This is a genomic window from Streptomyces graminilatus, assembly GCF_001418565.1.
Classification (GTDB): domain Bacteria; phylum Actinomycetota; class Actinomycetes; order Streptomycetales; family Streptomycetaceae; genus Streptomyces; species Streptomyces graminilatus.
In genome coordinates this window covers 1-17,058 of sequence record NZ_LIQQ01000129.1, presented here as the reverse complement: position 1 = coordinate 17,058, position 17,058 = coordinate 1, and the positions used below count along the sequence as shown (strand labels likewise).

14 protein-coding genes, 1 pseudogene and 1 riboswitch are annotated in these 17,058 nt (G+C 68.7%); of the genes and pseudogenes, 2 read left to right on the top strand and 13 right to left on the bottom strand.

Going from position 1 to position 17,058, the window contains the following annotated elements:
- Positions 1-147 precede the first annotated feature (147 nt).
- The gene (locus tag AOK08_RS12560; protein WP_055525595.1) at positions 148-1,536 is read right to left on the bottom strand and encodes an NAD(P)/FAD-dependent oxidoreductase; all 1,389 of its coding nucleotides are present in this window, start codon (positions 1,534-1,536) and stop codon (positions 148-150) included.
- A gap of 580 nt (positions 1,537-2,116) precedes the next feature.
- Between AOK08_RS12560 and AOK08_RS47240 the strand changes: the two are divergent.
- Positions 2,117-2,422: pseudogene (locus AOK08_RS47240) on the top strand (hypothetical protein); the annotation flags it as partial.
- Positions 2,423-2,467: 45 nt separating this feature from the next.
- Here AOK08_RS47240 and AOK08_RS12550 read toward each other — a convergent pair.
- The 7 genes from AOK08_RS12550 to AOK08_RS12520 form a co-directional block, all read right to left on the bottom strand.
- Positions 2,468-3,430, bottom strand: a complete 963-nt coding sequence (locus tag AOK08_RS12550) for a Ppx/GppA phosphatase family protein (protein ID WP_055525593.1) — start codon at positions 3,428-3,430, stop codon at positions 2,468-2,470.
- Between the two features lie 120 nt (positions 3,431-3,550).
- A complete protein-coding gene (locus AOK08_RS12545) occupies positions 3,551-4,105 on the bottom strand; it encodes a DUF501 domain-containing protein (RefSeq protein ID WP_055525592.1) in 555 nt (184 codons plus the stop codon).
- Positions 4,106-4,144: 39 nt separating this feature from the next.
- Complete coding sequence (locus tag AOK08_RS12540) at positions 4,145-4,621, bottom strand: FtsB family cell division protein (protein ID WP_055525591.1); 477 nt, start codon at positions 4,619-4,621, stop codon at positions 4,145-4,147.
- A gap of 100 nt (positions 4,622-4,721) precedes the next feature.
- Positions 4,722-6,008, bottom strand: a complete 1,287-nt coding sequence (gene eno, locus AOK08_RS12535; RefSeq protein WP_053741659.1) for a phosphopyruvate hydratase — start codon at positions 6,006-6,008, stop codon at positions 4,722-4,724.
- 275 nt (positions 6,009-6,283) lie between these two features.
- Entirely contained in the window at positions 6,284-7,066 is a 783-nt protein-coding gene (locus tag AOK08_RS12530; protein ID WP_055525590.1) for a transglycosylase family protein, read from the bottom strand.
- 3 nt (positions 7,067-7,069) lie between these two features.
- Positions 7,070-7,241: riboswitch (cyclic di-AMP (ydaO/yuaA leader) on the bottom strand.
- 199 nt (positions 7,242-7,440) lie between these two features.
- Complete coding sequence (locus AOK08_RS12525) at positions 7,441-8,433, bottom strand: transglycosylase family protein (protein ID WP_198539253.1); 993 nt, start codon at positions 8,431-8,433, stop codon at positions 7,441-7,443.
- A 449-nt stretch (positions 8,434-8,882) separates the two neighbouring features.
- Positions 8,883-10,961 carry a recombinase family protein gene (locus AOK08_RS12520; RefSeq protein ID WP_157876658.1) on the bottom strand — a complete coding sequence of 693 codons (2,079 nt, stop codon included), beginning with the start codon at positions 10,959-10,961 and terminating at the stop codon, positions 8,883-8,885.
- Between the two features lie 75 nt (positions 10,962-11,036).
- On the opposite strand from AOK08_RS12520, the gene AOK08_RS12515 reads away from it, so the two are divergent.
- Positions 11,037-12,293, top strand: coding sequence for a cytochrome P450 family protein (locus AOK08_RS12515; RefSeq protein WP_055525587.1), 1,257 nt, complete (start codon positions 11,037-11,039; stop codon positions 12,291-12,293).
- A 29-nt stretch (positions 12,294-12,322) separates the two neighbouring features.
- Here the strand turns inward: AOK08_RS12515 and AOK08_RS12510 are convergent, their stop codons facing one another.
- The 5 genes from AOK08_RS12510 to AOK08_RS12490 form a co-directional block, all read right to left on the bottom strand.
- On the bottom strand, positions 12,323-12,541 hold the full coding sequence (locus AOK08_RS12510) for a DUF7848 domain-containing protein (protein WP_055525586.1): 219 nt from the start codon (positions 12,539-12,541) through the stop codon (positions 12,323-12,325).
- Between the two features lie 306 nt (positions 12,542-12,847).
- Positions 12,848-14,059, bottom strand: coding sequence for a helix-turn-helix domain-containing protein (locus tag AOK08_RS12505; protein ID WP_079053992.1), 1,212 nt, complete (start codon positions 14,057-14,059; stop codon positions 12,848-12,850).
- 119 nt (positions 14,060-14,178) lie between these two features.
- Positions 14,179-15,231 carry a nucleoside triphosphate pyrophosphohydrolase gene (locus tag AOK08_RS12500; RefSeq protein WP_055525585.1) on the bottom strand — a complete coding sequence of 351 codons (1,053 nt, stop codon included), beginning with the start codon at positions 15,229-15,231 and terminating at the stop codon, positions 14,179-14,181.
- A 112-nt stretch (positions 15,232-15,343) separates the two neighbouring features.
- Complete coding sequence (locus AOK08_RS12495) at positions 15,344-16,009, bottom strand: SurA N-terminal domain-containing protein (protein ID WP_055525584.1); 666 nt, start codon at positions 16,007-16,009, stop codon at positions 15,344-15,346.
- A gap of 159 nt (positions 16,010-16,168) precedes the next feature.
- Positions 16,169-16,999 carry a glycoside hydrolase domain-containing protein gene (locus tag AOK08_RS12490; RefSeq protein WP_055525583.1) on the bottom strand — a complete coding sequence of 277 codons (831 nt, stop codon included), beginning with the start codon at positions 16,997-16,999 and terminating at the stop codon, positions 16,169-16,171.
- Positions 17,000-17,058: the final 59 nt, after the last annotated feature.

The following is a 17,058-nucleotide window of genomic DNA, read 5'->3' as shown; positions in this document are numbered from 1 at the left end:
GGGGGTCTGGGGGCGCAGCCCACAGGAACGGGACGGGAACGGGTAAGGGCGGCGGGGGCGAAGAAATGACTGAAGGGGCCCCTCGCACCACGGATGGCGAGCGGCCCCTCCAGTCAGGGGTACTACAGGTACTTCAGTGATCGGAGATCAGGAGGCCTTGGCCTCGGTCTTCTCCTCCGTCTTCTTCGCGGCGGCGACCGGCGCGGGCTTCGCAGCCTCGTAGAACTCCTCACGAGGAGTCTCCAGCGCCCCCAGCGCAACGACCTCACGCTTCAGGAACATCGCCAGCGTCCAGTCCGCGAACACCCGGATCTTCCGGTTCCACGTCGGCATCGCGAGACCGTGGTAGCCGCGGTGCATGTACCACGCCAGCCGGCCCTTGAGCTTGATCTTCATCTTGCCCATGACGATCATCGCGACGCCCTTGTGCAGGCCGAGACCCGCGACAGCGCCCTTGTTCGAGTGCGCGTACTCCTTCTGCGGGAAGCCCCGCATACCGGAGACCACGTTGTCGCCGAGCACCTTCGCCTGCCGCAGCGCGTGCTGCGCGTTCGGCGGGCACCAGGCGTTCTCCACGCCGGCCTTGCGGGCGGCCATGTCCGGCACCTGGGCGTTGTCGCCCGCGGCCCAGACGTAGTCCGTGCCCGTGACCTGGAGCGTCGGCTGCGCGTCGACGTGGCCACGCGGACCAAGCGGCAGCCCAAACCGCGACAGGACCGGGTTGGGCTTGACGCCCGCGGTCCACACGATGGTGCTGGAGTCGACCTCAAGCCCGTTCTTCAGAACGACATGACCATCGACGCACGAGTCCATCGACGTCGAGAGATAGATCTCGACCCCACGGCTCTCCAGGTGCTCCTTGCCGTACTGGCCCAGCTTCGGGCCGACCTCGGGAAGGATCTTGTCGGCGGCGTCGACGAGGATGAACCGCATGTCCTCGCGGGACACGCTGCTGTAGTACTTGGCCGCGTCGCGCGCCATGTCCTCGACCTCACCGATGGTCTCCGCACCAGCGAAGCCACCGCCGACGAAGACGAAGGTGAGCGCCTTGCGGCGGATCTCCTCGTCGGTCGTGGAGTCGGCCTTGTCCAACTGCTCCAGGACGTGGTTCCGCAGGCCGATGGCCTCCTCGATGCCCTTCATACCGATGCCCTGTTCGGCGAGGCCGGGGATCGGGAAGGTGCGGGAGACCGCGCCCATGGCGATGACGAGGTAGTCGAAGGGCAGCTCGTACGCCTCACCCACGAGGGGGGCGATCGTGGCGACCTTGCGGTCCTGGTCGATGGTGGTGACCCGACCGGTGAGAACTTCCGCCTTGGGCAGGACACGTCGCAGTGGTACGACGACGTGGCGCGGCGAAATGCTGCCGGCGGCGGTTTCGGGGAGGAAGGGCTGGTAGGTCATGTACGACCGGGGGTCGACGACCGTGACGGTCGCCTCGCCGTAGCGCATCTTCTTGAGGATGCGCCGAGCTGCGTACAGGCCTACGTACCCACCGCCTACTACGAGGATCCTGGGACGCTCCGTGGTGCTCATGCCATCGAGTATCCACCCGGTCCCAGGGGGTCGCTCGTGCGCCCCTTCACAAGCTTATGTGGCCCCTCTGCTACACTGCGCGCCGCGCATGGCCGGGGGCATACGACGCGCGAGGTACCAGCGGGCGGTACGCCCCGATGTCAAGGCCGCGTGAACTGCCCTTCCGGGCCCCCGGAGCGACTGGACCACCCACTCACAACACCCCCCGGAAACACCTCCGAAACGCTCCCCCGAGCACGCTCCCACCCCAGGTGAGCCCCCGAAAGGCCCATCCGGACCGCGTTCGTCGCCCAACAGGACCGAATTCCTTGTGAAGAACTTCACGAAGTTTCTCGGGAGGTCGTCACCAAGGGGCCGCGAACGACCCCTCAGGTGCGCTCATACGTTATCCGACCTGCTCAGCCGAGGGTCGAGCGGGGGCTGAGCGAGAGCTGAGCGACCCAGAAACACGCTCCCTTCGGGCATGCGCAGGTGCGTGCTCCAGCCGTCAGCTCTTCAGCGCCGCGACCTCGCGCGCACGCGCGGCCAGCTCCCGCACCGGCCTCGCCGTCACGTGCCTCCGCAACTGTGTTCGCATCGCCTGTACCGTCCCCTGTTCGACGCCCTGTCCGAGCGGCTGCACGTCCCGTACTCCGTCGAGACCTACAGCCATCAGCAGGCCGACGAGCACTTCCGCCGTACGTGGCTGCGCGTACTGCCGCGCATGGACGCCGCCCGTTGGTGGCTCGCGCCGTCCTCGGGTACGGCGCATCTCCGCGTCCCCTGCCCGCAGCCCGGCTGCGGCTGGGCCGAGAAGTACGCCCAGCGCACACGCGTACAGCACGTCAGTGCGGAACGGGCGACCGTCTCGGCCGTCTGCCTGCACCACGGCCCGGACGAGGCGACTCGCCCCCTGACAGCCACGCGGCACGTCACCGCAGGTCAGTCCCGCCTACTTACCCTCTACGGCGTCCTCTGCCACCTTGAAGGCGATCCCGTCCAGGATGTCGTGCTCGCTCACCACGACCTCCGACGCGCCGATCCGCTCCATGATCGAGAGCAGTACGAGTGCCCCCGCGCCGATCACGTCGACGCGGCCCGGATGCATCGACGGGATCGCCGCGCGCTCGGCGTGCGTGGAGCGGAGCAGGGACTCGGTGATCTCACGGACGCGGTCGTAGGAGATCCGGGAGTGGTGGATGGCCCCGGGGTCGTACGCGGTCAGATTCTGGGCGATCGCCGACAGCGTCGTCACCGAGCCGGCCAGGCCGACCAGCGTGCGCGCCTCGCTCAGCGGGACGCTCTGCTCGGCGAGGTCGAGGGCGGCCTCGATGTCGGCCCGCACTGCGGCGATCCGCTCCTCCCCCGGCGGGTCCAGGACCACCCCGTCCCGCACGAAGTGCCGCTCGGTCATCCGTACGCAGCCGATGTCCACGGACCGTGCTCCGAGCACCCGATCGTCCCCGACCACGAACTCGGTCGAGCCGCCGCCGATGTCCACGACCAGGTAGGGCCGGGCGAGGTCGTCACGTCCCGTCAGTTCCCTGGTGGCGCCGGTGAAGGAGAACTCCGCCTCCTGCGCTCCCGAGATGACCTCGGGCTCGACACCCAGGATGTCCAGCACCCCGCGTACGAACTCGTCCCGGTTCTCCGCGTCCCGCGAGGCGGACGTCGCGACGAAGCGCAGCCGCTCAGCGCCGTGCTCCTTTATGGCGGCGGCGTACTCACGACAGGCCGCGAAGGTCCGCTCCAGCGCCTCGGGGGCCAGCCGCCCCGTACGGTCGACGCCCTGGCCGAGGCGGACGATGGTCATCCGCCGGTCCAGATCGACGAGTTCACCCGTCTCCGGGTCCGCGTCGGCGACCAGGAGACGGATCGAGTTCGTACCGCAGTCGATGGCGGCGACACGGGTCATGGGCAGGCGTCCTTTTCAGCCCGTCCGGCGTTTGAGGACGAGCGCGTTCAGCGCGATACGGAGGGTCTGGGGGCGCAGCCCCCAGGGGATGGGAACGGGTAAGGGCGGCGGGGGCGAAACTCAGTCGGTGAGGGGCTCGGAATCGCGCCCGGCCCCACACTCTCCCGGCACCACGCACGGCCCCTTCGCCCACCACTCCGGCAGCATCGCGATCGCCTCGTCGCCCAGCGGGTTCACCCCTGGGCCCGCGGCCAGCGAGTGGCCCACGAGGACATGGAGGCACTTCACGCGGTCCGGCATGCCGCCCGCGCTCGGGAAGCCCTCCAGGACCTCGATGGCGTCACGGCGGGCGATGTAGTCCTCGTGGGCGGCCCGGTAGGCGGCGGCCAGTTCCGGATCCGTCGCGAGACGTTCCGTCATCTCCTTCATCACGCCGTTCGCCTCCAGCGTGCCGATCGCCGAGGCGGCGCGCGGGCACGTCAGGTAGTACGTCGTGGGGAAGGGCGTGCCGTCCGGCAGCCGCGGAGCCGTCTCCACGACGTCCGGCTGGCCGCAGGGGCAGCGGTGCGCGATGGCGCGCAGTCCGCGCGGCGGGCGGCCCAACTGCTGCTGGAAGGCCTCGACGTCCGCGTCGGTGGGCTCGGTGCGCGGGGTGGAAGGCGGGGGCGTGTCCATTACCTGTCTTCTCTGTTCCGTTCAGTTCACTGCTTCAGTTCACCGGTTCGCGGCGTCGGCCTTGTCCACGCCGTCCCAGACGTTCGCGTACCAGGGGCGGTCGGCCGCGCCCAGGTCGGCGCGCGACTGCTTCGCCGCGTCGGGGTCGATCACCACGTACCCCGTCTCGCCCGGCAGCACGTAGTGCAGCCGCTTCCTGATCTGCTGCCGCGCGTACGCGTCGTCCTGCCAGCGGGCCTTCAGGTCGCGGAGCTGCTCGACCCGTTGGCGGGCCTGGTCGCGTTCGCGTTCCGTCTCGGCGATCTCGGAGCGCTGGGAGACGTACTGCCTCATGGGGTAGGCGAGGGCCACGATCAGTGTGCACAGGACCAGGACGAGCAGGGCCGCCCGGCCGGTCAGGCGGGAGCGGCGGGCCTGGCGCTTGGTCTGGGAGCGATAGACGCGGGCCGCCGTCTGCTCGCCGAGCAGCTTGATCCTGGTCGCGGTGGAGAACCGGTCCCGGTCCTTCACGGCCATGTTCCCCGCCTCCCGTCACACGCGCGTACGTCCCCGCACACGGTACGGGACCGCGTACGGGGACGTACGTACGACTGGCTATGCCCAACCCTCGATCAGGTCAGCCCTTGAAGCGGGGGAAGGCGCTGCGGCCCGCGTACACCGCCGCGTCGTCGAGGATCTCCTCGATGCGCAGGAGCTGGTTGTACTTGGCGACGCGGTCCGAGCGGGCCGGGGCGCCGGTCTTGATCTGGCCGCAGTTCACGGCGACGGCGAGGTCGGCGATGGTGACGTCCTCGGTCTCGCCGGAGCGGTGGGACATCATGCACTTGAAGCCGTTGCGCTGGGCCAGCTCGACGGCGTCCAGGGTCTCGGTGAGCGAGCCGATCTGGTTGACCTTGACGAGCAGGGCGTTGGCCGAGCCCTCCTCGATACCGCGGGCGAGGCGCTCCGGGTTGGTGACGAAGAGGTCGTCGCCGACGATCTGGACCTTGTCGCCCAGCTTGTCGGTGATGGTCTTCCAGCCGGCCCAGTCGTCCTCGTACAGCGGGTCCTCGATGGAGATGAGCGGGTACGCGGAGACGAGCTCCTCGTAGTACTCGGTCATCTCGGCGGCCGTGCGGGACTTGCCCTCGAACTCGTACTTGCCGTCCTTGTAGAACTCGGACGCGGCGACGTCGAGCGCGAGGCCGATCTGCTCGCCGGGCACGTAACCGGCCTGCTTGATGGCCTCGATGATGAGGTCGAGGGCGGCGCGGTTGGACTCCAGGTTCGGGGCGAAGCCGCCCTCGTCGCCGAGACCGGTGGACAGGCCCTTGGTCTTCAGCACCTTCTTGAGGGTGTGGTAGATCTCCGCACCCCAGCGCAGCGCCTCGGAGAAGGACTCCGCGCCGATCGGGGCGATCATGAACTCCTGGATGTCGACGTTGGAGTCCGCGTGGGAGCCGCCGTTGAGGATGTTCATCATCGGAACGGGCAGCAGGTGCGCGTTCGGGCCGCCGAGGTAGCGGAAGAGGGGCAGGTCGCTGGCCTCGGAGGCGGCGTGGGCGACGGCGAGGGAGACGCCGAGGATGGCGTTGGCGCCGAGCGAGCCCTTGTTGTCGGTGGCGTCCAGGTCGAACATGGCCTGGTCGATCAGGCGCTGCTCGGTGGCGTCGTAGCCGACGAGCTCCGGGCCGATCTGCTCGATGACGGCGAGGACGGCCTTCTCGACACCCTTGCCGAGGTAGCGGTTGGGGTCACCGTCGCGCAGCTCGATGGCCTCGAAGGCTCCGGTGGAGGCGCCGGACGGGACGGCGGCACGACCGGTGCTGCCGTCATCGAGGCCGACCTCGACCTCGACGGTGGGGTTGCCTCGCGAGTCGAGGATTTCCCGGGCTACGACGACGTCGATGGACGGCACGAGCATCTCCTTCAGGCTGGGATGTGACGCGGGTACGCGGGGCTGCTGTGCCTCGCTGGTACGGGGCCGCGGCGGCTCCGCGATGATGAGCCTAACCGGCTCCGGGCTATCGGCCAGCCGTCCGACCACACCATGGACGGAACACGGACCGAACCGAGGGTAAACATTGTTCCCCCGGGGAACAAAAAGCCCCGCTCCGGTGCGTGCGGGGGAACACGCACCGGAGCGGGGAGCCCGTGAGGGACGGGGGTGATCCTCACATGGCCGTCATGAAGTTCTTGTCACGCGAGGTGGAGCTGCTGGCCCGGGTAGATCAGGTCGGCGTCGTCGATGATGTCCTTGTTGAGCTGGAAGAGCTTCTCCCAGCCGCCCTTGACGTGGTGCGCCTCGGCGATCGCGCTCAGGCTGTCGCCCTTGACGACCTTGTACTCGCCGTCGCCCTTCTTGACCTTCTTGCCGGTCGGCGTGGTGACGGTCTTCGGAGCGGCCGGCCGCTCCTGCGAACGGGAGGCGTTCCAGGTGTCGCTGGAGCGGGTGGTGACCTCGGCGGAGCCGGTGGAGCTGCCGGAGCCGCTGGCCGAGCCGCCGGAGGAGCTGCTGTCGCTCGACCCCGTACCCGTACCCGACCCCGACCCCGTGCTCGTACCCGCGCCCGAACCGCCGGCCGCACCGCCGTCATAGGGGGTGTTGGACAGGCCGGTGCCGCAGACCGGCCAGGCACCCTTGCCCTGGCCCGCGAGGACCTTCTCGGCGATGGTTATCTGCTGGGACTTGGAGGCCTGGTCGGCGCTGGAGGCGTACGCCGTGCCGCCGTACGCGGCCCAGGTCGAGGCGGTGAACTGCAGGCCGCCGTAGAAGCCGTTGCCGGTGTTGATGGACCAGTTGCCGCCGGACTCGCACTGGGCGACCGCGTCCCACTCGGCGGCGGTGGCGGCGGAGGCCGAGCCGGCCGCCAGGAGCGGGGCGGCGACGGCGGCACCGGTCACACCGGCGATGGCGACGACGCGGGTGGACCGCTGAAGAGCTGACGGACGACGGTGCTTGCCCTTGCCGGAAAACAGCATGCGAGATCCCCTCACCGACGCCTGCGAGGTGAGCTGTCGGGTTCGGGCCGGTTGAGTTGCCCGGCCGTACGTCCCTTTCGGGCGGCGTACGGCTTCACCCCAAGCCACTCCGGACAACTGCCCGGTGCGGCACTTACCTTGGGTCCCCCGCTCCTGCCTACGGCGCTTGATAGCGACGACTGTTCCCGTACGGCCGTTGGCAGGATTCGGCGTTGCGACCGGCGGGGCCCACTGTGGCGGGCGATGACGACCGTAAACAGCCGATCCGCCGAAATACAAAGACGATCAGGGCTTCTGAGACCTATCTCTCACCGCGCAGATAACGGACATTCAGCGCCAAAGCAGGACGCGAACTGCCGTTCGTTTTGCCCTGGTTAGCCACCTAGCGCAGGGGTCTGACCGGGGAGGATAAGACCCGTGTCAGCATCGAGGAAGGACCCGGTCTCGTCGGGGCTGTCGGACTGCCCGCCCGCGAGGTCGAGGGAGTCGGTGACGCTCCAGAGGGCGTCCCCGATGGTGGCGGTGTACGAGCCCTCGGGCTGACCCCGGTGACGGCCGGTACCGGCGGAGGAGTCGGCGCCGGTCGCGGTGCCCTCGTTCTCGGCACTCTGCCGGTAATTGCCCAACTGTCCACCCTCTTCGACAACTACGGGCGAATTGCCCTTTTCCTTCGAGTTGCCCACACCGGGCACCGAGGGCGAGGGAGAGGAAGAAGACGGCGAGCCGCCCGGCCGGCCGGGGCCCGCGGACTTGCCGGAGCCGCCCTTCGCCCCACCTGACGGCTTGCCGGACGACGAGCCGGCGGCCTTGCCCGGGGCCGAGGAGCCACCGGAAGGCGCCCCGGAAGGGCTGGGCGACGCCGAGGGCGAGGAGGAAGAGCCAGGAGACGCGGTGGACGAAGGAGAGGGCGAGGCGGGGGACGCGGAAGCGGAACCCGACCCGGAACCCGACCCCGGGTTCGAGCCGGGGTTCGAGCCCAGACCCAGCCCCGAGGCGCCACCCTGGACCGCACCGACAACACCCCCGATCACGCCGGTGTCGACGCCGGCCGAGCCGGTGTCCTTGCCGAGCCCGGCCAGCGGCGCACAGGCCCCCCAGGCCTCCGGCCCCTGGTCGGCGAGGATCTTCTCGCCGACGGCGATCTGCTGCGAGCGGCTGGCCAGGTCGGCGCTCGTGGCGTACGCGAGGCCGCCGTACTTCTCCCAGTCCGCCTGGGTCAACTGGAGCCCGCCGTAGAACCCGTTGCCGGAGTCACCACTCCAGGAGCCGCCGCTCTCGCACTCCGCGACCTTGTCCCAGGTGGTCCCGCTGGCCGCGCTCGCGCCGGTCGCGGCGAGCAGTGGGAGGGCTATGGCGGAGCCTGTCACGCCGGCCGTGACAAGCAGAGCCGGGGCCTGACGGGGGCGACGGTGACGACCGTTCCCGGAGAGCATGCGGCGCCTTTCGCTAGAGAGCGGGGGAGCGCGACGGATGTTGCGGGGCGTCGCACTAGTGCTCGAACGTATCGGCAGACGATCGCTTGTCACAAGTTAGTGCCGCGCAGATCACGTGAAGATCACGCTGTTGAGCAAGTGTCACTTTTCGGCGATCGCCTACGACACCACGGGCGACACCTGCCCGCCCGCGTGGACCGGCGCGAACTCGACGGGCAGGGTACGCAGTCCACGCATGATGAGCCCGCCCCGCCATCTCAACTCGCTTGGATCGGCGGCTAGTTGCAGGTCAGGGAGGCGGGTGGGAAGGTGCCGGGTCGCGAAGGCACGAACGAACTGGTCGCGGGCCCGGCACCGGCTTGGTCGCAGCCGCCCTCCCCGACTCAAGCAACCATCGCGCTCCGTACCTCGCCCGGCAGTCCGGTCCGGAACAAGCCGGTCACCGTGAGCTGCGGCAGGGTCGGCCGCTTGTACGCACTGACTCCAGTGGTATCGGCGTCCAGGGTTTTCATGACCTCCGGCCACGCACCCTTCTGCCACCAGGAGAGCTGGCGCTCGCGGATCGAGTCGACGGGCCCCCAGCCAAGGGGCATATCTCGCCAGGAGAGGCCGTGGCGAAGCCGGTGGAGCATCCCCTCGAACTGAAGGCGGATGTCGTACTTGCTCACGAAATGGCGCTTGGTGAAGTACGGCCGTAGCGCCTCCAGCACCTTCGCCCATTGCTCGTCGTCGGGGTCCGGCGGCACCTTCGTGCCGGTTGTCCAGTGCCAGTCAGTGACGGCACACCTCCCGCCAGGCTTGCCGAGGACGGTCATATCGCCGGGGACGACCTTGAGGTCGAACCTGTCGAAGACCTCCTTGCACTCTTCCAGAGTCGGTTTCCGCAGCCGTTCCTCAACACTGTTCGCGATGTCGACGATGTTGCCCGCCCGGCGTTCGTGATCGCTGTACGCCTCCAACCATTGCTGAGCGAACCTGCGCTGCTCACGGAATTCAGCCAGTTCGGCCTCAAGCGCCGCGATGGAGGCCTTGAGTACCGCTGGGTCGACACCGGCCCGCGCGTACTCGGGGATGCGCACCCCGATCAGGTGCTCCTGTTCGGCGATTCTGGTCGTGAACTCGGAGACACGCTTCTCGTACTTCTCCTTGTCCCCGGAGGGACTGCCCACTCGCTCGGCAGCCAGGTCCCCTGGGAAGCCTGCGGCGTCGAGGAGCCTGGCCAACTCCTTCCAGACGGCGCCTTCGATGTCATCGGCCTCGAATTGGGGTTCACGGCACGAGGGGTCCTTGAGAAGTCCCTTGCAGCGGTACGACCGGCCGTCGCCCCGGCCTGCTCCGGTGTACACCTCACCGCATGCCCCGTGAATTCGTCCGGTGAGGGGATAGACGCTGTTCCCCCGCCGCCCGTTCTGGAAACCGAGCCTCTTCAGAGCGGCCATGAGCTGGGCGGCCCGTTCCACGGAGAAGATGGGCGGGACACCGATTTTGACCGGGTCGCCATGGACGGGGGTGCCGTCGTCGCCACGTCGGGTGCAGTTCCTTCCGTTGCCGCGATGGGTCTTCCGGTAGACGACGTAGCCGTCGTGGATGGTTTCACTGCGGAGGCGGCTGCGAAGGTTGGCAACGCTCCAACGGACACCACTACGGGCAAAGAGCCTGCGGTTGTTGAGCTCTTCGCAAGCCTCGGTGAGGTTCATGCCCTGGTCGACGATGAGTTCCGCGGCGACTGCAAGAACCATGGATTCATCGGCGTCGGTGACCAGGACCGAGAAGCGCTTACGGCGTCCACCGACGTCCTTGGCGTCCTTCTCGATCCTGTAGCCATAGGGAGCCGGGCCACCGGGCCAGCCGCCGTAGCTGATCTTCAGCTCTCGGCCGGCGACAGTGCGCTCCTTGATACGTCGCCAGTCCATTTCGGAGAAGGTGACGTACCGCATGAACTGCTGCCAGCCCTCTTCGGTGCTGGTGTCGATCCCTTCGGTGACCGAGATGAAGTGGATACCGAGGTCAGCCATGTTCCAAGCCCACTGGTAGGCGGCTCGGGCCGTTCGCCCGATGCGGTCGACCTTGGGGACGAGGATGCGATTGAAGCGCTGCCGCCGTGCGTCGGCAACGAGACGGTCCATTTCGGGTCGGCTCTCCAGAGCGCCGGACACCGCCTCGTCCACGTAGGAGTCGTAAACCGTGACTTCAGGGTGACGGCCGAGCCATCCGTTGGAGACCTTGTCCTGGTCTTCGAGCCCGAAGCCGTCAAGCTGGTCGAGAGTGGAAACGCGCGCGTACTTGGCAACGACGACGGCCGCAGGGGCCGAAAGGCATGGCCGTGCCACAATGGGCATGTTCAGTCCTCCAAGACTGTTCCGCCCCCGGAGTGTTCGCTCACTGCCGGGAGGTTTCCGGCTCCTTTGCGCTGCTGCAAGCGCTCTGGAGCCGGTGCCGTTTTGGGGAACTTTACCTGTCACTCTGGGCAGTTGAAGGTGAATTGCGCAGGTCGGTGTCCTCACCCACGCAATTGCGGCTCCCGGTAACGTCGACCCGTGAACGCCCCACACAGCGAACCCAAACTCTTCACCTGGGAATTCGCCACCGACCCCTACCCCGCCTACGCGTGGCTCCGCGAGCACTCGCCCGTGCACCGCACCACTCTCCCCAGCGGTGTGGAGGCCTGGCTGATCACCCGCTACAGCGATGCCAAGCAGGCCCTTGCCGAACCCCGCCTCTCCAAGAACCCCGTGCACCATTCCGAAGGCGCCCAGGGCAAGAGCAAGACGGGCATCCCCGGCGAGCGCAGCGCCAACCTCATGACCCACCTGCTCAACATCGATCCGCCGGACCACACACGGCTCCGTCGCCTCGTCTCCAAGGCGTTCACTCCTCGCCGCGTGGCGGAGTTCGCGCCCCGCGTCCAGGAGCTGACCGACAACCTCATCGACCGGTTCGCGCACACCGGAAGCGCCGACCTCATCCACGAGTTCGCGTTCCCTCTCCCCATCTACGCCATCTGCGACCTGCTCGGAGTGCCCCGTGAGGACCAGGACGACTTCCGGGACTGGGCGGGAATGATGATCCGGCACGGGGGCGGGCCGAGGGGCGGCGTCGCGCGGTCCGTGAAGAAGATGCGCGGGTATCTCGCCGAACTGATCCACCGCAAGCGGGAAGCGCTCCCGGACAACCCTGCCCCCGGCGAAGACCTCATCTCCGGGCTCATCCGCGCCTCCGACCACGGCGAGCACCTCACCGAGAACGAGGCCGCAGCCATGTGCTTCGTGCTGCTGTTCGCTGGTTTTGAGACCGTTATCAACTTGATCGGAAACGGTGTGTACACACTGCTGCGTAACCCAGAGCAGCGGGCGCAACTACAGGGGTCGATAGAGCGTGGCGAACAGGAACTGCTCGACACCGGCGTCGAAGAGCTTCTCCGTTACGACGGTGCTGTCGAACTGGCTACCTGGCGCTACGCGACCGAACCTCTGGAGGTAGGAGGCCAACGAATCGCCTCGGGTGATCCCGTGCTCGTGGTCCTCGCCGCTGCCGACCGTGATCCAGCCCGCTTCGACGAGCCGGACACGCTCGACCTTTCCCGCAGGGACAACCAGCATCTCGGTTACGGACATGGCATCCACTACTGCATCGGCGCCCCGCTCGCCCGCCTCGAAGGCCGCACCGCATTGGCCACGTTGCTGCACCGTCTGCCCGACCTGCGACTGGCCGCCGACCCCGCGGACCTGCGCTGGCGAGGCGGCCTGATCATGCGCGGACTGCGAAACCTCCCAGTGGAGTTCACGGCCACCTGACCGGAGCCGTGAGGGTGTCAGGACACAGGTCAGGCCGGATCGAGGCAGAACCCGACCTGACTGACGACTCGGTACCGGACGTGATGCGGATGCAGAGCCGCATGGCGGACCGCCCATTCCTGCGGGTCGGTGCGTCCGTCGTCGAGTGACGTGTTCTCGATGCAGTTCGCGCACTCGACCCACCGACGTGATGGCAGGGCGGCCACCTCCACGGACGGCCAGAGGCGGGGGAAGGGTTCCGTCGTCATCGTCGCGCCCTCTTCCAGTCGTGTGGATGGCGCTTGATCTCCACAGCGAGATCCGTCGCGTGCGACAGGTCATAGGCGGAGCTTTTCGGGTCCAGAGCCTCCCGCCGCTGGCCCGCCAGAGCGCCGCAGATGTCACACCCGCGAACCGGTTTCGGCTCATTCAGGGTCAGCGGATCAAACAAATGGACCGGTCCCCCGAGAGTGGTCTCCCGCGCCATCCCTGTACCTCCGCACCGTTGCTGATGGTGTCAGGGTCCCGTGAGGCAGAGCAGCACAACAGGGACGCAGCGTCCTAGTCTCGGCACGCTAAGTGGCGACGCCAAGGAATTCGGCAATCGAACGCAGTCCCGGAGGGCGCGTCGGTAGTTCCCACAGATCGCGCACGACGGCGACCGCGAGCGTGTGGTGGCGCATCCACGTCGGTGCGACACGGCGCAGGCTTTCCAGAGCTTTCACGGCGCCCTCGGCGTTCCCGGTGTCCGTGTGGGCACGCGCCACGTCGAGCAGAAGCCAGGTACGCCATGACGGCGGCGTGTCCTTCGAGAGCCGCATCCCCTTGGCGAGCGTCAGTGCCTCTTCCGGCCGGCCGTACTGGACGGCCAGCCGAACCCGCTCGATACGGACAGACGACTTGCTGAACACGGAGACGAGTCGCCCGTCTTCCGGGGCCGGCATCTTCGCGACTCGCCCCGCGGCCTTCTCGGCGGTCCGCATCATCTCGTCGGCCCGGTCGTAATTCCCGCTCCTGGCGTAACTCGTCGCGGCCGACATCAGCAGTCCGCCCCACACACGCACGCCGGACGCGTCGGTCGTGTGCTCGCGCTCCACCTTGTCGGCGGCGTACACGGCGAGGTGGCTCGCGTCGTCGAGCCGGTTCTGCCGCTGATAGTTCCACGCGACGCTGTTGCTGATCATCGCGGGAAGCAGCGGGTCGGAGGAGTCCGAGGCGGCGCTCATGGCGTGCTCCAGCGCCGACAGGGAGAGGTCGGTTTTCCCCATGCGGATGGCGAGGTGTCCGCCGAGTTGGAGCGCCTTGCCCAATGCCGCCTGTCCGGCGGCCCGTTCGTCATCCCCGCCCACGGCCGCCACGAAGCGCGCGTCCGTGATGATGTCCGGGAGTACTTCCATGAGCTGCCCGAACTCCGCTTCGTGGTACAGCGTCCACGCGTCGGCGATCTCGGCCCGTAGTAACGGGAGCGTGAGTTTCTCCGCACGGCGCGGCTCGGGAGGCGGGGCGAAGAGCGGCGGCGAGATGGCGCGCCGCACGGCGACGAGCTGTGGCGGGTCGGCCTCACCGTTGGAGGGAACCCCCGGAGGATCGCCCAGGAGCGACGTCAGTTCGACGCCCAGCCCCTTCGCCAGGCCGTGCAGAGTGGGCAGCGTCGCCGACCCCCGGCGCTTCTGCTCCAACTTCCGGACCACGTCGACAGAGACGTCCGACCGCGCGGCCAACTCCTCCTGAGTCAGCCTGGCCAGGCGCCGTAGCCGGCTCAGCTTGTCTCCCAGATGCTCGCTCACGTCATCGACGGTACGCCGAGGTCGGGATTCACATCAGAGACTGCCGGGAGCACGCGTACGACGTCCACAACGTCCACAACGTCCACAACGTCCACGGCGTCTACGGCGTCTCGGAGCGATCAGGCGCCCGCCACCCCCTCCCGCACCCGCACCGCGTCCCGATAAGCCCGCGCAGCGACCCGCAACGCCGCCTCCGGGTCCACGCCCTCCCCCTCCGCCCGTACCGCCAGCTCCAGCAGCTCGTATCCGATGCCCTCGCCCTGTGGCAGCGGGACGTCCAGGCCCGCCGTGTGTACCCGGGACGCCAGCTTCGCCGCCAGGGCCAGGCCGGGCTGGCCGAGAGGGACGCCGTCCGTCACCGACTCGCGTTGCTTCTCGATCGCCTTGGTGCGCAGCCAGTGCGCCTTGACGTCCTCCGGTGTGGACGCCGTCTCGTCGCCGAAGACGTGCGGGTGGCGGTGGATCAGCTTGGTGACGATGCCGGCCGCCACGTCGTCGATCGAGAAGGGGGCCGTGTCCGAGTCCTCCCCGTTCCCCTCGTCCTCCTCGCCGCCTTCCCCTGCGCCCTCCTCCGCGATGCGTGCGTGGAAGACGACCTGGAGCAGGACGTCCCCCAGTTCCTCGCGCAGCTCGTTCCGGTCGCCCTGTTCGATCGCCTCGACGAGTTCGTACGCCTCCTCGATGGCGTACTTCGCCAGGCCCTCGTGGGTCTGTCGGGACGACCAGGGGCACTCGACGCGGATGCGGTCCATGACCTGGACGAGGTCGAGGAGGCGGGCGCCGGGGAGGTCGTAGGAGGCGGGGAGGAGTTCCAGGTCCGGCATGCGGAACCGGCCGGAGCCCGCCAGACGTGCCAGGCCGTCCGTGAGGGACGGGTCGCCCTCGCCGGTCGTCACGATCACGACCGTCCGGCCGCCCGCGCAGGCGTCGATCAGGGATTCCGCGTCCGGGGCGGTCTCCTCCACCGCTATGCCCGCCTCCCGCAGATACGGGAGCTGCGGATGCGTGCCGTCCGCGCACAGCACCCGGTCGGCCGCGTGCAGCACCTGCCAGGCGGGCCAGGACAGCAGGCCGGGCGCCACCCGGTGGCTGGTGGTGAGCAGGACGACACGACCGGGGTCGGTCTCCGTCTCCGGAGCGGTCTCGAAGCCGCTGGTTGCGTTCGCGTTCACCCCTCGAACGTAACCCACGCCACCGACAGCCCGATCAGTTGTCCACAGGCCGCCCGGCCCGACGCCGCTGTGCACCCCGGTGCCCGTACCTACAGCCCCGTACGTACAGCCGTTACGCCGGGCCCTGGGCCTGCTGCGGTGCCGTGACCTCCCGTACCCACGGGGTCTTCGCGTCGACGCGGGTGCTCTTCTGGACGTCCCAGTCGCCGTAGCGGGGGTTGAGGTCGACGTCGAGGGTCTTCGAGGCCTTCGACATCGCCTTCCAGAACGTGGCCTGGCCGTCCGGCGAGTTCATGTCGGCGCCGAGGGCGGCGGCCAGTTTCTGGGCCACGATCTCGGTGCGCAGGCTGTCGTCGAGGCGGGCCGGGGCCACTCCGTACTGCTGGAGCCAGGTGTCCGCGAGCGCCTTCCCGCTGCCCGCCTGCTGTTCCAGGGAGGCGCGCAGGGTCTGGACGTCCTTGCGGGTCACGGTCACGCCCGCGTTCTTCGCGGCCCGGTTCAGGACGCGGTCCAGGACCATCGTGTGCAGGGTGTCCCGGGTGAGGCTGGCCGTTCTGGCGACGGTCTGCGCGTACTGCGCCTGGTCCGGGGTGGCCGCCCGCTGCGCCGCGCGTACCTCGTTCACCCTGCTCTCCAACTGCGCGACCGTGATCCGGTGCCCGCCGACGACGGCCGCCGCGCCGGGATGCGCGTCGTTTCCGCAGGCGGTGAGGAGTGGGGCCGCGGCGACGATCGCTGCGGAGAGGAGGAGCGCTGTACGACGACGACGGCGGTGCAAGGGTGCCTCCCGAGGAGATTGTGCGGCGGTGCACAAAGTCTTGCGGTGATCGATGTTAGGCAGTGGCTCAGCTCCGGCCAAGCCATTCGACCAACGATTCACCGGGACTTCCGGCACCGCCCCCGCTCTCCGTGCTCTCCTCATGGCTTCCCGGCCGTCTCAGCCGGTGATCGCCACCGGCGCGTCCCACGCGTCGCGGTCCACGGTGATCGTGTAACCGCCGCGCGTCTCCTTGCTGTTGACCATGTACTGGTGCGCCCGGCTGTGGTTGGTCCACAGCGTGGCGCCGAAGGGCCAGTCCGCGGTGGTGGTGTTCTGCTTGTCCCACAGCGCGTACCACATGTTGCCCGGCAGGTCGGCGCGGTCGGTGGCCTGGGCGATCGCCTTCGCGCTCGAACTGGTGAAGCCGTAGTAGCCGGTGCGGTACGTCTTGGCCTGGAGCCCCTTGTCGAAGGCGCGTACGTACGTCAGTACGGCGTCGTTGCACGCCTTGTTCGTGATGTCGTACGCCTCCATGTCGAGGTAGACCGGGCTGCCGGCCTTCATACCGAGCGCCGACGCCTTGGTCACGGCGTCCGCCGCGTCCGCCGCGCCGAGGGAGGCGGCCGTGGCGGCGGTGAGCTTCTCGGGGCTGGAACCCGTCTGGCAGGACGGCTGGGCGCCGACGTACAGGGGGATGAGTTTCCAGCCCTGCGCGCTGACCTTCGCCACCCAGTCCGCGTTGAGGTTGGGCTGGTTGCAGCCGCGGTTCTTGCCGCCTGTGTAGACGGCCGCCGCGCCGTAGAAGCCGTTGGCGCGCCAGGCCTGCATCGCGGCGGCGGAGGGTGCGGTGCACGTGTCGAACGCGCGGCCGGTGAAGGTGCGCTGGGCGGGCCAGGTGGTGGCGGCCATCGAGGACTGCGCGGCGATCCCGGCCCCGGCGACGACGGCCGCGCCGGCCACCGCCCAGGTGACGTATCGGCGCTTCTTGGACTGCCGGTGACTGGACACCACGTAACCCACTCCTGGTTCTACGACTTTGTTCCACTACGGACCGCTCGCACGGACCG